Raw genomic sequence first — 12,638 nt, forward strand, 5'->3', positions numbered from 1 at the left:
GTCGTCTGGGTCTACTGCGACGCCATCACCATGCACACCTACATTCGTCGTCGCGGCGCCGCGCGAGATGACCACAAGCTTGCCAACTGGACCGACTACCTGAAACAGCTTGACTTCAAATTCGCACCAAAGTCGGCGCATGTCCGGCTCGACAATTCCGCTGGCGCAAGACCACTCCAGGAGCAAGCTAAAGACCTGCTCGACAAAATGGCTGAACAATGAGAAGGGGCCTAATCCTCTACGGTGCTCCCGCAAGCGGAAAAGACACAATCACCGCTCAACTAGTCGCCCAATATCCCCAGTTTGAGCACTTCAAGCGGTTGAAGTGCGGCCCCGGGAGGACGCGCGGCTATCGGATGATCGGTCAAGATCAAGTAGATGCCCTACGGCAGATGCGGGGGGCACTCCTATGGGAGAACACTCGATACGGCGCAACGTACTTCGTTGACCGCTTCGGGCTTGAGCAAATATGGGAGTCGGGGCGCATACCAGTCGTGCACCTTGGCCAGATCGAAGCGATTGAAGCCACAGCTAACGGCATCGAGGCTGACTGGAGTGTAGTCGAGCTATACGCCCGGCCAGCCGTACTCGGCAGGCGCATCCAGTCGCGGGGCACCGGGGACGATGACCAACGTTTCGCGGCAATCGCTCAAACTCCTCGCCTACCGATCGCGGACTTGCGAATCGACACTGGGTCGGTGTCCATTAGCGAGGCGGCTAGTGCCATCATGCGGTGCATGCGCTTCGGCTGACCGATTCGCCCACTTATGTGGGCAGGCGTGAGCGAGCGTAGGAGAGACACCCGGGCGACTCAACCCATGTGGCGGGTATACGACTCAGTGGCGGCAAGTGTTTAATGGCGTGCTCCAATCGTGCGGTGGATTGGTCGCGGATCATTATTGCCCTTGTTTTGCCCGTCCTTATTTGGCTGCTAACATTCGGCATTCTTGCGGCTCAAATGGCCTTCCTGCTGGTATTTGAAACGCGAATAGCATCCGGAATCATAGACAAGAAGCACCTCGACTACGCTTTAGCCACACTCACCGCCGCGCTTGCTAGCCAATATGATCAGCACGTCGCAGCACCTCTGATTTCGAGCTTCTATCCGGAGTCCCTGAAGGAGGAGGTGCGCGGTGCCGCGCTTCTCGTCATAGGCGGTCTTAGTGTCCTACATGTCGGAGTAGCGTTCCATTACTCAATATCTCATGTTACGAGGTTTAGTGGACGCAGCCTGTTGGTTTTTCAGCAACAGGTATACGAGAAGGATCCGACATCCGTAAGACTCCTTTGGATTCGCATCTTCAATCTCATCGGCCTGACTTCTATGGCGCTAGTTGCTCTCGCCCATGTTTACGTTTTCACCGCTACGTTAGACTTCAACAAGCTCGACAGCCTACCCATATTTGTCGCATATGTTGCAGGTCTTTCCATTGCCGGATTCACCACTTTCCAGGCGCGCAAGCTCATACTCCACTTCCCCTCAAATCTCGTATTAGTCGCTAAGCTCAACCAAATCATGGCCCAGAACGCAAAGCCGCGAGAGCGGCAGCGGTCGCTTTCTCCGAGAAAATCCGATCAGATTGGCTGGGCCCGCCAAGAACTGCTTCACGTTTCACGGATGCTAGAAAGACTGGCTCGGCAAGAAGATGCCGTCTCCGGCCATGATGTGCAGCACCCTATCGCGGCCATCTACCGCGCCGTAGCGGACGATATTCGTCTCTACTGGGGTTCGCCGAAGTCACTTAATGGCCCATTGCCCGGCCCGTTGGTCACAACCCTCAGAGCAACGCAGGGTTTCATCATCACAGGGGACGCCACATGGCGTAGGCATATCGTGAGACGGCTAAGCGTGTTTGACGAAGACGGGAAGCCGCGCCCCTTGGCCACTGCGCCTGCCGGTAGAAATGCCATTCGTGTCGTGCGCGTTAGCGGACGACTGATAGACCTTAGCCTCGCTTGGATTCAACAGCGATGGTCCGCCATAGCAATCGTGATAGCAGCTGTCGCTGTAATCCTAGGCGTTCTAGATCTTGAAACGCTCATTGGACTTGCCACTTAGGACTGTCGACCGTCGGTCAGGTTTCCGCCGCGCCAGTGCTGGCCGTGCAGGCCACGGTGGCCGGAGCGTAGTGTGTTCAGACTTTCTTTACTTGGTCAAGGGCGGGCCTGCGGCCCGCCGCCGTGTTCGCGCCGGGGCGCGCGTGCGGCCTGGCGGCCGGTCACGCCCCGGCGCACGGCACATCAGGGGAAGCCCTTGACAGCCACAGTGCAGCTCCCCGGCCGACCGGGCTAACCCTCGTGTACCCCAGCGTCAAAACGGGCCGCCGTCGGGGACTGAGCGCCGAGAATGACGCGCAGGGCAGGACCGGCAAGCCCCAAGCATGGGGGCGGCGTCCGCGGTGCCGAGCAGACGACCCCCCGTGCCAGCCACGACCGAATCCAGGTCAGGTCAAAACCATCGCCTGGAAGGGGGTGGGCAGCCGCCGGGGTCGAGGCGATCGGCCAGGAGCCGACTCCGCTGCCGGTCGCGGTTCAGGTCAAGAGCGCCGCTGTGGCGGTGTCCGCCGAGTGCCGGACCGTGACACGAAAGCCGACTCCGACCCCAGGCGCCCATCAGATCGACGGGCACCATGCAGACCCGCCAGCCTGACGAAGATCTCCCGTTTGTCGACAGCGTTGCCCCGCTCATCGAGCTGGTAGCCCGTCAGCCACACCCAGCCCGGATAGGTCGGCTTCGGGCACACCGAGATCACCCGGAACATGAACCGCGGCTGTCGTGCGAACTGCACCGACGCTTCCCGGTCGATCCACAGCTCATCACCCGGCTTGGGCGAGCGAGGTTGCGGCCTGGCCCACGTGCGCCCGTGCTGTTCGGCAGGCATGAAGGCCCCTCCCTGGTCGAAGGTTGCCCTGCCCGGCCGAGTCGGAGGAGCCCCGGCCGGGCAGGGATGCCGCCGCACCGGGAGCGAGTTCGGATCCTCTACGACCAGCACAGCGGGTAACCACACCGTACCAACGCTGGTCTTCATACGTCTAGGTACGTAGAAGGTTGAGGGCGATCATCCGGAGACTTCTAGCGTCGAGCCATGGAGATCGACCCGGAGGCCCGCATTGACCACGGGGCACCGCTGCCGCCGTACCGGCAACTGGCCGGCATCCTCGCCGCCCGGATCGAGCGTGGAGACTGGCAGCCCAACCGGGCGATCCCGTCCGAGTCTCAGTTGGTGCAGGAGTACGGCCTCGCGCGGGCGACCGTACGGCGAGCGATCGCGGTACTGGTGGACCAGGGCGTGTTGTTCGTGGTGCCGCAGCGGGGGACCTTCGTGAAGCCGACGAGCGAGGCGTAGCTGATCGCCCTGTCACCACGGGTGCCAACCGTCAGCACCGGTCCGGCCGGATGTAGTCGCCACACCAAGCCGGAGCCTGAACCGTCCAGACCCGCCACCCGCCCCGATCTTCTCGGACCTCAAAGCGCCACGGATGCTGGCTGCTCGACTGCGATAGCTTGTCGTGCCACCAAACCGCGTAGACCTCGGTGACCACCAGGACCACGCCGCCGCGGACGTGGTCGACCTGCAACGGACCCGATTCCAGTTTGTTGGGCGGCATGGCGGCCCCTGACATCTGGGCCCGTCGGCGCGCCACTGACTCACCAGCTTGTCACGGCAAACCGAGGCAAGCACTCGGCGCAGCCCGCCGTCCTCCCTACGACTCAGCCTCGCCGTAGTTTCCCGATCGAAGATAACGTCATCCCTGGTAGCGGCACCGACGAGCGCTCGGTAACTCGGATCTTCATCGCACATTGACCAGCGTTGGAGTTGTTTCTAGTCCCGAAACTAGCGGGGGCTACAAGGGACAGGTAGGGTCCCGGTCAGGGCTCACCGCCGTTCGTGCGCCCGCTTTCGATCCTTCACGAGGTGCGCCTGCGCACCCCGCACTCGGCAGGAGGTCTCGATGAAATTGGCTTCGAGGTTTGTCTCGGTGGCCGTGGCCACAGCCGCAGCATCTACAGCCGCGGTGATGGTGGCAGGGCCAGCCCATGCCGCGGACCAGTATGTGTGGTCGCAGAGCGGAGACTCCTACGGCTGGTACGACGACGCCAACAATCGCTTCGTGACATGCGACGTGGTCAGCGGTGACGGAAAAGGGGCGAAGGGCGTGGTTGCCACCATGCCCTACCTGCAAGTGATTGTCGATCGGACTGTCTTCAACGGCTGCGAGGCAGCCGGCGGGGTCGCCGATGGTCAGCGGCTCCGGATCTCGGTCTGCGACTGGGTCTGGATTCCAGACTACGGCGGAATGCGCGTGCAGAAGAACTGCGCCGCCCGAGATATTGACTCCTGACGCGATGTGAGGCTCGCCGGTAACTCGGAGGCATTCGATAATGCTCTGATGAAGCTCGCTGCGGGCCTGTCGTCGGGCATCGGCGCGGCCGGTTTGAAGCACGAGCGGAACGACCGGCCGCGCGCCCTGACGACCTAGCACGAAGCAGCCCCCGGCACTGCCGGGGGCTGCTTCGAAAAAGGACCCGTACAGAAACTCTGAACCACTTCCGAGACCAGGCATCCGAGCGCTGGCATTCGCTCGTCGATGGGCAAGGGTGGTGCCACCTCCCGGCCTCCTCGCCATCACCACGCAGGGCCAGCAGAACACCCAGGTTGTGCATCGCCCCGGGGTGGCCGGCGTCGACCGCCCGCCGGTACCACTGCTCCGCCTCCCGATCGTCACCACAACGAGCCAGCAGAACACCCAGGTTGACCATCGCTCCGGTGTGGCTGGCGGCGGCCTGAACGGCCAGCACACCTGTGCACGCCATGACGATGAGGGACAGGAGAACCTAGGGCCACCGTTTGGAGAGGGCTTCCCGCTCCACGCCAAGCACTCTAGTGATCTTGGAGTGCCTTGATCAAGTTCGATGTTCGACCATGATCGTCGGGCACAGATCCGGCACAACTGAGACCGAAAACGTGTGTAAAACGTCGAGAAGCGCTGAGGGTCGCCGCCCTGGCCAGGGGCCGGATCTGACCGATACAGGATGATCTATCGACGACGTCCGGCATTCAGGGTTCGAGTCCCTGGCGGCCCACTCCTACGCAGGTCAGCGGCCCTTTTCGGGGCCGCTGTTGCCGTGCTCCGGGCCGGCACAGCAGCGATGTGCAGCAGCACCCGTGGATCCATCGCCAGGGTCGAGCCCATCCGAGGTACAGTTTTCTGTACTTACCCCGGAGGTGGTCATGCGGACCGTCAACTTCACCCAGCTACGGCAGAACCTAGCCGCCGAACTCGACAGCGTCATCAACGACGCGGAGGAAGTGGTGGTGACCCGGTCGGGCCACGAACCGGTGGTCATCGTGCCGCTTGCGGAGTACGAGGCGATGAAGGAAACCGAGTACCTCCTTCGCAACCCGGCCAACGCCGCAGCCCTGCGCCGCTCGATCGCAGAGCTTGAGGAAGGCGACGCGGCCGAGCGGGACCTGATCGACCCGGCCACCGTGCGGGACGTCGTGTGAGGCTGGTCTTCACCGCTACGGCCTGGAACCAGTACCTCAGCCACACCGACCGGAAGCTGGTCAAACGCATCAACGATCTCATCGCGGACGTGATGCGCAACGGATACGAGGGCATCGGCAAGCCGGAACCCCTGCGGGGAGAGCTGTCCGGCTTCTGGTCCCGCCGGATCGATCGCGAACACCGGCTGGTCTATCGGATCACCAAGGATGACGTCGAAATCGTCGCTTGCCGGTACCACTACGGCGACCGGTAACGGACGGGCTGGCGTGCTTGATGAGAGCCCAAAGTAGCGCCGGGTACCCACACGTCAACCCGCCGTACCGCACTGCACTGGATTGGCGAGCTTTGATCCGCCCTACGGTTTGGGTGTCAGCAGACGCACTCAAAGGACAAGCGGCTACTCGCTGGGGTCGCGATCCAGGCTGCACGGACAGGGGGATGCTGTTGCGTCTCCGCCCAGATATCCGCCAGCGCGGCGGCGCGTAGCGGTCCAGTGGGAGCAAACCTGAACCCCGTGTCCCGAACGTCAAGGCCGTCCAAGTCGATCAGACCGGCCTCGTCGTCGAAAGTCAATTCCAAGTCGAGCTGCCATAGTTCGGGCTGCCCGTAGGGGGCGACACAGTCACCGACATCAGCGATGGCGATCTGACGGGTGAAGGTCAAAATCAGACGGTTGTCGCTCCAGGACCGTCGGCCCCACTGGACGATGAAGCCGTCAGCATCAGAGTCTGGAGTCGGATCGATGCCGTCGATGTCCAGTTGCAGAAACTCAGCGAACGCACCCCATGCCGCCTGCACGTCGGTCACCGAGGACTGCTCGATGCCATGCCGCCACAGGATCTGTGCGAAGGCGTCCAGGCTGCTCCGCCAAGGGATTTGCATGTGCCCAGCATGCCCCGACAGGAAGCCCGGCTGCCGGCCGGTGTGGGAGGACTTTCTGTACGTCTATCAAGGCGGCCCTTGACGGGCCGCACGCGCCGCCGCCTGGGCGCGCGTCCGATGCTCCGCTGTCGCTCCACGCCGGCCACGCAACACGCCCGGCGCCGGGCCGGCCGCACCCTCTCGTACGTGATTCAGCCGGAGGCAGCGGCGGGGTGGTCATATTCCGCGCGGTACGGCTCCGTCCTGCCAGCGGTAGAGGTCGCGCAGCAGGGAAATCTCAGCGCCGTGATGGATCAGCTCCCTGTTGACGTGCAGAACGATGCCCTCCATGGGAAACCGCTCGGGACCCACCGTGGGCGGATTCTCCAGGTCAGCGTCCGCGAGCTCGCGGACCCCCGCGTTCCATCTCTCATACATCTCATCGAGCTGTTTCAGCGCCTCGTCGGCGGTCCCCGCGTAGGCAAATGTCTGCGAGTCGACGTCCTGGCCGCCGAAGTGCCATCCGACTCGATAACCTAGGCAGGAGACAATGATGTGCGCCAGCCGCCAGGCAATCGTGGTCACCGGCGCCGGCATCGGACCAGGGGACGCGAAGTCCATCGTCCATTCCCCCGAGCCTACCGACATCGGTGCTGCCGACGTGCCACATGGGCGGATGCTCCAGCAGCCTCGCACCGGCTCCCAGAAGTACTCCTCATCGGCAAGACCGTGCAGCCGTGGCCGCAGGTTCTTGTGCCAGTGCCGGTCCAGCTGGTCCGCGAGTCGCTCGCTTCTTGTCACTTCCGCACACTACCTACAACGCAGACCTGGCTGCCGACCCTCGCGGACGCGTCGAATCATGCCTCGGGCCATTGTCTGCCCCGCGCCCGGTCCGTGCCGCAGATCCGGCACAACTGAGCGCGAGTAGCGGCGGAAGACGCCGGAAACGATGGAAGTCGTTTCAGCAGGTCAGAGACCTGACGGGCGGCGAGGCGTTTGAGCTCGGCGCAAAATGCGTCTACCCGAAACCACTCACGACGGTAATGCCATCACCTTGCCTGAGCCCTTGATTGAGTCTTGGGCTACATCAGCTTTACCTGACGGTGACCAAACCATTAACCGGCTCGGCAATATAGCCGACATTTGCCGCCGGCTATGGAAGCCATAGGCTGTTCCCGAACGCGGGAAATCATCGCGAACCAAGGAAGGGAGATTCCCATGCCGGATATCGACTTGGGCGTGGCCTCGGACTGGGACGAGGGTGACACCCATGGGCGAATCAAGCTGCGGCAGAACCAATGCTACCCGAACTCACCCAAGCGGGACGTTATGATCAGCTCCCCGGTCAGCATCGAACTGTCGGTGAACACCAACCACAGCACCAGCCAAGAGGCCGACAAGATTTTCTTCACCACCCACCACGGAAGCCAGAAGAAGATCATTGCCATCCTGGATTCCGACGGCAATCTGCAGATTGCCGGCCGCGTCACGGAAATGCAGACGAATCTGCAGTACTGATAACGACGCCAAACGTGAACCACGGGAGCACCCGCACACCGCGGGTGCTCCCGTGCCATGTCGGCCGCTGTCGAGTTAATGGCATGCTCCCGATCTCCATGGTGATGGCGACCTGGTTAGGAGTTTGGCCACTCCGCCACACCTCACCCTGTGCACCATGACGCTCGGCCGCGTACGCGCCTAGACAGACGCGGTGGGCAATAACCGCGTTCACACCGCAGAGGTCATTGGTTCGATCCTGGGAAGGTGCGGGCAACGGTACGCCCACTGCGGACCAGTGCGGCTGCCGCGATAAGTGCAGGCACAAAGGACACCACTAGCCCGATCTTACCCAGCTCGACCCATGCTGGATATATTCGGCCGAATGCGGCCGGAAGCGCTTCATCAATCTCTGTTGGTTCGTCAGATAGCCATAGCCAACCCCCGGAACAGCAACAGCAAAGCACGCTGAGCAGACTCGTCGCGAGGGCGACTACTCTCGCGCTCTGATGACCCGTCCTGAGCCACAACGCGACGCCAACCGATGCAGGCGCGAAGAAGAGTGCATACCACGTGGTGAGCCGAGCTTCGAAATAAAAGTAGGACGCCTTGAGTGCGGCAACACTGCTGTCTACTGGGGCGCCGGAACGACCCGCTGCGTCGTTCACGGCATCGTTGATGCCCCCTTGGGAATATATGGCGGAGATCGCCGCGAATATCAGCAACGACGCCTGAAGAACCAACAATGAGCTTGCGATGTTGACTCCCAGCGGGAGACGCCGAGGCGGCAGCCCGCCAGCTGAGTTCGTGCTAGTCGGAACCACGAGGTGATGCTAGATGGCAGTCAATGCCGAACCCTTGCCAGGGTGATGTGCAGTGAGCGACCGAAACCGTGACGGTGGCCTGCCACGGCGTACCACCGACCCAACAGGTCGGCCGTCCCTGCCATGGGGCACTGCGTACAGTTCAAGGCACCTTCCAAACTGACGGTGCTCGCCCAGTCGGCTAGCGCTCCTCCAGGTAGCGGCGAGCAAGCCGTCTGATGATGGCCTCGCCGTCGGCGGCGGGCAGGTAGCTGGCTTCCTGATGCGACTCGCTGTCTTCCCACTCGGAGATGTCTGCTGGGTCGTCGCCTCCGATGCCCAACGACACGTCACTGTGCCGGGCGCGGAAGTAGAATCGCTCGCCGTTTGGCAGAGAGCCTTCCACCTGCACTGGAGCTGCCAAGCACGTCACCTGCGCCCCCCAGCCCTCGGTCCGCAGGGTGGCGGCGAGTTGGAGCCAGGACGCTTGGTGCTGCTGATGCCACCGCCGTCGAGCTTCGTCATCCATGAGGTCATGGTGTCGGACCTACCCAGACCTCCACATTGGAGGGCCGACCAGGTGGGTGACTAACCGAGTGACGACCGTGACGGACACCTGCGGGCTGTGGGGGACATTGCAGGGCCGTCTTTGCAGCCCAGCACTTGCCTTCCGCTTCAAGGTCTGACGGTGGTCCGGGTCAAACCGACCTCGTCCGACTCGTCACGGCATGCCCGCGTACCGGAGTGGGAGCGGGGGTCGGGGCCGGCGCCACACGACATAGGTCAGGATGGCGAAGGTGATCAGAAGCACCACCGCGATGGGGACCATGAACCACCCGGAGTGATCGCCGACCTCGCGCACCCTCAGGCAAGGGTCGCTCTTGGCGTAGCGGACACGGATGTGCTGACCAGCACTCACAGCCCGGTTGGCATCGACCGTAACGCGCAGACTTGATTCACACGTCTCGCCACGGTTTGTGGTGAACTGGACTGTCAGGAATGTTTTTGTCCCGTGATGCTCGACGTCCAGCACGTCAGCCACTGCCTCTGATCCCCGGCGTTCGTCTGCGGCTGACCATGTGCCGAGCGCCGTAAGCGCAATCACAAAGACGAGACCGAACATGGAGAACACCCGCAGGAAGGTTCGGCTTAACCGTCGGCGGTCCATGGCCGGACTCTAGAACCGGCCAGCAATGAGGCTGGTGCGGTCAATACTCAGCCGCGATGTGCTTGCGGCTGACCTGATGGGCGGCGGACGAGTCAATCTGCACGCCGGACTCTGCTAGACCGACGGTTCATGGAAGTAGACAGTGGCCGACCACCAGTCACCGTCGGCGTTGACCTCGTTGCGCAATACGACGTCCTGGACCTCGATGCCGGACCGTTGTTCGATGCTGTCTGCGATCCGCCGTAGCAGCGCCGGGACGCTGTCCTGGCCGGGGCCGGCTGGGTTGCCTTGCGAGAAGTGCTTGATGGACCACGATTCCGGTTCAGACGACATGACGGCAGTCTGCCAGCGGTTCGAACGCGCCCGTCTGCCTTACCCGCCCCAGACACCACCGACTCCACCGGCGCCGCTGCCGGGGCTACCGTCACTCGGGTTGCGGTGTTCGTCAAGTCGCCTGCGGGCCTCAGTCGACGCCTGCCGGTTACGAACCTGGCCGTCGATGTCGAGTGAGCCCTTCTGGGAACGGCGCCACAGCCAGACCGCTGCAACGACCACCAACGCGATGATGAGAATCATGAGCCAACGCATGTCGACCTCCGTCTATTGATCGACGATAAGCCCGATTGACAGTCCGTGGGCCTGTCGCTGCTCTCAGTATGCGCAGGTCCGGTCAAGCGGACGGCTTGTGACCGCTCTCCGCGACGAGGCTCGCGTTGGGTCGGACGTACCGCTGTCGACAGCAACGACCCTGAAAGGCTGACGATTCCAGGTGTGCCCGCTCACTGCGGAACGGCGTTGCGCAGCCCCCGGTCTGGGCGGTTAGGCTGCTGCCATGACCAGCTCGCCCGCGTACCCGATGACGTCCCCCGACGTCCAGGTCGGCGCGCTGCGACGCCGGCGGTCCCGCGACCGCCTGCGCTGAGTCTTCTTCTCCTGCGACCGGCGGATCGAGCCGCCGGTCATCGTCGATCGTCCTCGGTCCGCTCGCATCCCCATCCGGTGATCCGCGCGGCGGATCCGAGCGAGATCGGCGTACCCATGGACCTTGAGAAACTGCTGGCCGACCGGCTGGCGCCGGCGTTCGCGACGGTGGCCGGCGGGCCGGTTGATCCGGTCGTGCGGCGCTCCCAGCGCGCGGACTTCCAGTCCGACGCGGCGCTGGCGCTGGCCCGGCGGCTCGGCCGGCCGCCGCGCGCGATCGCCGCCGAGGTGCTGGACCTCGCGGAGCTGGCCGATCTGTGCAGCGCAGCCGAGGTCTCCGGGCCGGGCTTCCTGAACCTGACCGTCGCCGACGAAGCCCTGGCCGGGCTGGTCTCCGCGCTGGCCACCGACCCGCGGCTCGGGGTGCCGGTGGCTGTCGAGCCGGAGACGGTGGTGGTCGACTACTCGGCGCCGAACGTGGCGAAGGAGATGCACGTCGGGCACCTGCGGTCGACGGTGATCGGCGACGCGGCGGCCCGGCTGCTGGAGTGGCTGGGGCACCGGGTGCTGCGGGCCAACCACCTGGGTGACTGGGGCACGCCGTTCGGCATGCTGATCGAGCACCTGGTCGACCTGGGCGGGGCCGAGGCGGCGCGCGAGCTGTCCATGGGTGACCTGGACTCGTTCTACAAGGCGGCCCGGGTCGCGTTCGACGCGGATGAGGCGTTCCGGGAGCGGTCCCGGCGGCGGGTGGTGGCCCTGCAGAGCGGCGATCCGGCGACGCTGCGGCTGTGGCGGTTGCTGGTGGAGCAGTCCGAGCGGTACTTCATGACCGTCTACGACCTGCTCGACGTGACCCTCACCGAGCGGGACTTCCACGGTGAGAGCAGCTACAACGACCTGCTCGAACCGGTGGCCGAGGAGCTGGACCGCTTGGGGCTGCTGCGAAAGAGCGAGGGTGCGGCCTGTGTGTTTCCGCCCGGCTCGGTGGGCCGGGACGGCGAGCCGCTGCCGCTGATCGTCCGCAAGTCCGACGGCGGGTACGGCTATCCGGCAACCGACCTGGCGGCGATCCGGCACCGCACCGGCACCCTGGCCGCGACCCGGTTGCTCTACGTGGTCGGCCTGCCGCAGCGGCGGCACTTCGAGATGGTGTACGCCGCCGCCACGCAGGCCGGCTGGCTGGCCCCGCCGGCCCGGGCCGAGCACATCGGGTTCGGCTCGATCCTCGGGTCGGACGGGCGGATGCTGCGCAGCCGGGCCGGCGGCTCGGTGAAGCTGGTCGGGCTGCTGGAGGAGGCGATCGTCCGGGCCACGGCGCTGGCCCGGGAGCGGAACCCGGACCTGGGCGAGGTGGAGGCGGACGAGGTGGGCCGGGCGGTCGGCATCGGCGCGATCAAGTACGCCGACCTGTCCAGCGACCGGCACAGGGACTACGTGCTCGACTGGGAGCGGATGCTGTCGCTGGACGGCAACACCGCGCCCTACCTCCAGTACGCGTACTCGCGGATCCGGTCGATCTTCCGGCGGGCCGGGGTGGCGGCCCGGCCGGAGGCGGCGATCTCGCTGGCCGATCCGGCCGAACGGGCGCTCGCCTTCGAGCTGGTCGGCTTCGGGACGGTGGTCTGCGAGGTGGCGGACAGCCTGGAGTTCCACCACCTGACCGGATACCTGTACCGGCTGGCCGTCGCGTTCAGCGCGTTCTACGAGCGCTGCCCGGTGCTGCGCGCCGACGGGCCGGTCCGGGAGAGCCGGCTGGCGCTCTGCGACGTGACCGCCCGGGTGCTCCGGCAGGGGCTGTACCTGCTCGGCATCAGGACTCCCGAGCGCCTGTGATCGATAATTGGGGGCGATCGACGCCGGCAACGGCACCGCAG

12 protein-coding genes and 3 pseudogenes are annotated in these 12,638 nt (G+C 64.4%); 8 read left to right on the forward strand and 7 right to left on the reverse strand.

Features of this window, described 5'->3' with window-relative positions; translation table 11 throughout:
- Positions 1–222: pseudogene (locus ACGFNF_RS17445) on the forward strand (GntR family transcriptional regulator); the annotation flags it as partial.
- Positions 223–877: 655 nt separating this feature from the next.
- Positions 878–2,059 carry a hypothetical protein gene (locus tag ACGFNF_RS17450; RefSeq protein WP_393168985.1) on the forward strand — a complete coding sequence of 394 codons (1,182 nt, stop codon included), beginning with the start codon at positions 878–880 and terminating at the stop codon, positions 2,057–2,059.
- A gap of 538 nt (positions 2,060–2,597) precedes the next feature.
- Here the strand turns inward: ACGFNF_RS17450 and ACGFNF_RS17455 are convergent.
- A pseudogene (locus ACGFNF_RS17455) lies at positions 2,598–2,882 on the reverse strand (hypothetical protein); the annotation flags it as partial.
- A gap of 204 nt (positions 2,883–3,086) precedes the next feature.
- Between ACGFNF_RS17455 and ACGFNF_RS17460 the strand changes: the two are divergent.
- Together ACGFNF_RS17460 and ACGFNF_RS17465 are read left to right on the forward strand one after the other, a co-directional pair.
- Positions 3,087–3,347 (forward strand): GntR family transcriptional regulator, encoded by a 261-nt coding sequence (locus ACGFNF_RS17460; RefSeq protein ID WP_393168987.1) that lies wholly within the window; start codon positions 3,087–3,089, stop codon positions 3,345–3,347.
- Between the two features lie 607 nt (positions 3,348–3,954).
- A complete protein-coding gene (locus ACGFNF_RS17465; protein ID WP_393169338.1) occupies positions 3,955–4,344 on the forward strand; it encodes a hypothetical protein in 390 nt (129 codons plus the stop codon).
- A 352-nt stretch (positions 4,345–4,696) separates the two neighbouring features.
- Here ACGFNF_RS17465 and ACGFNF_RS17470 read toward each other — a convergent pair.
- Positions 4,697–4,816 (reverse strand): annotated as a pseudogene (locus ACGFNF_RS17470) (hypothetical protein); the annotation flags it as partial.
- A 418-nt stretch (positions 4,817–5,234) separates the two neighbouring features.
- On the opposite strand from ACGFNF_RS17470, the gene ACGFNF_RS17475 reads away from it, so the two are divergent.
- Positions 5,235–5,510 (forward strand): type II toxin-antitoxin system Phd/YefM family antitoxin, encoded by a 276-nt coding sequence (locus ACGFNF_RS17475; RefSeq protein WP_393168989.1) that lies wholly within the window; start codon positions 5,235–5,237, stop codon positions 5,508–5,510.
- Positions 5,507–5,764: a Txe/YoeB family addiction module toxin gene (locus ACGFNF_RS17480; protein WP_393168991.1), complete on the forward strand. Its 258-nt coding sequence runs from the start codon at positions 5,507–5,509 to the stop codon at positions 5,762–5,764. The genes ACGFNF_RS17475 and ACGFNF_RS17480 overlap by 4 nt, the downstream gene beginning before the upstream one ends.
- A 116-nt stretch (positions 5,765–5,880) precedes the next feature.
- On the opposite strand, the gene ACGFNF_RS17485 is transcribed toward ACGFNF_RS17480, so the two are convergent.
- Together ACGFNF_RS17485 and ACGFNF_RS17490 are read right to left on the reverse strand one after the other, a co-directional pair.
- Positions 5,881–6,393 (reverse strand): hypothetical protein, encoded by a 513-nt coding sequence (locus ACGFNF_RS17485; protein ID WP_393168993.1) that lies wholly within the window; start codon positions 6,391–6,393, stop codon positions 5,881–5,883.
- A 216-nt stretch (positions 6,394–6,609) separates the two neighbouring features.
- Positions 6,610–7,173 carry a DinB family protein gene (locus ACGFNF_RS17490; protein ID WP_393168995.1) on the reverse strand — a complete coding sequence of 188 codons (564 nt, stop codon included), beginning with the start codon at positions 7,171–7,173 and terminating at the stop codon, positions 6,610–6,612.
- A gap of 417 nt (positions 7,174–7,590) precedes the next feature.
- On the opposite strand from ACGFNF_RS17490, the gene ACGFNF_RS17495 reads away from it, so the two are divergent.
- The gene (locus ACGFNF_RS17495; protein ID WP_393168997.1) at positions 7,591–7,890 is read left to right on the forward strand and encodes a DUF6342 family protein; all 300 of its coding nucleotides are present in this window, start codon (positions 7,591–7,593) and stop codon (positions 7,888–7,890) included.
- Between the two features lie 984 nt (positions 7,891–8,874).
- Here the strand turns inward: ACGFNF_RS17495 and ACGFNF_RS17500 are convergent.
- The 3 genes from ACGFNF_RS17500 to ACGFNF_RS17510 all read right to left on the reverse strand — a co-directional run bounded on the left by ACGFNF_RS17500 (position 8,875) and on the right by ACGFNF_RS17510 (position 10,173).
- Positions 8,875–9,201 carry a hypothetical protein gene (locus tag ACGFNF_RS17500; RefSeq protein WP_393168999.1) on the reverse strand — a complete coding sequence of 109 codons (327 nt, stop codon included), beginning with the start codon at positions 9,199–9,201 and terminating at the stop codon, positions 8,875–8,877.
- 192 nt (positions 9,202–9,393) lie between these two features.
- Entirely contained in the window at positions 9,394–9,840 is a 447-nt protein-coding gene (locus ACGFNF_RS17505; RefSeq protein ID WP_393169001.1) for a DUF3592 domain-containing protein, read from the reverse strand.
- A gap of 114 nt (positions 9,841–9,954) precedes the next feature.
- Entirely contained in the window at positions 9,955–10,173 is a 219-nt protein-coding gene (locus ACGFNF_RS17510) for a hypothetical protein (protein WP_393169003.1), read from the reverse strand.
- 705 nt (positions 10,174–10,878) lie between these two features.
- Between ACGFNF_RS17510 and argS the strand changes: the two genes are divergently transcribed.
- The gene (argS, locus tag ACGFNF_RS17515; protein ID WP_393169005.1) at positions 10,879–12,597 is read left to right on the forward strand and encodes an arginine--tRNA ligase; all 1,719 of its coding nucleotides are present in this window, start codon (positions 10,879–10,881) and stop codon (positions 12,595–12,597) included.
- Positions 12,598–12,638: the final 41 nt, after the last annotated feature.

Source organism: Micromonospora sp. NPDC048868 (assembly GCF_043198195.1).
Classification (GTDB): Bacteria; Actinomycetota; Actinomycetes; order Mycobacteriales; family Micromonosporaceae; genus Micromonospora; species Micromonospora reichwaldensis.

Coding starts and splice junctions, on each gene's coding strand:
- ACGFNF_RS17460 (WP_393168987.1), top strand. CDS start 3,087: ATGGAGATCGACCCGGAGGCCCGCATTGACCACGGGGCACCGCTGCCG.
- ACGFNF_RS17465 (WP_393169338.1), top strand. CDS start 3,955: ATGAAATTGGCTTCGAGGTTTGTCTCGGTGGCCGTGGCCACAGCCGCA.
- ACGFNF_RS17475 (WP_393168989.1), top strand. CDS start 5,235: ATGCGGACCGTCAACTTCACCCAGCTACGGCAGAACCTAGCCGCCGAA.
- ACGFNF_RS17485 (WP_393168993.1), bottom strand. CDS start 6,393: ATGCAAATCCCTTGGCGGAGCAGCCTGGACGCCTTCGCACAGATCCTG.
- ACGFNF_RS17495 (WP_393168997.1), top strand. CDS start 7,591: ATGCCGGATATCGACTTGGGCGTGGCCTCGGACTGGGACGAGGGTGAC.
- ACGFNF_RS17500 (WP_393168999.1), bottom strand. CDS start 9,201: ATGGATGACGAAGCTCGACGGCGGTGGCATCAGCAGCACCAAGCGTCC.
- ACGFNF_RS17505 (WP_393169001.1), bottom strand. CDS start 9,840: ATGGACCGCCGACGGTTAAGCCGAACCTTCCTGCGGGTGTTCTCCATG.
- ACGFNF_RS17510 (WP_393169003.1), bottom strand. CDS start 10,173: ATGTCGTCTGAACCGGAATCGTGGTCCATCAAGCACTTCTCGCAAGGC.
- argS (WP_393169005.1), top strand. CDS start 10,879: ATGGACCTTGAGAAACTGCTGGCCGACCGGCTGGCGCCGGCGTTCGCG.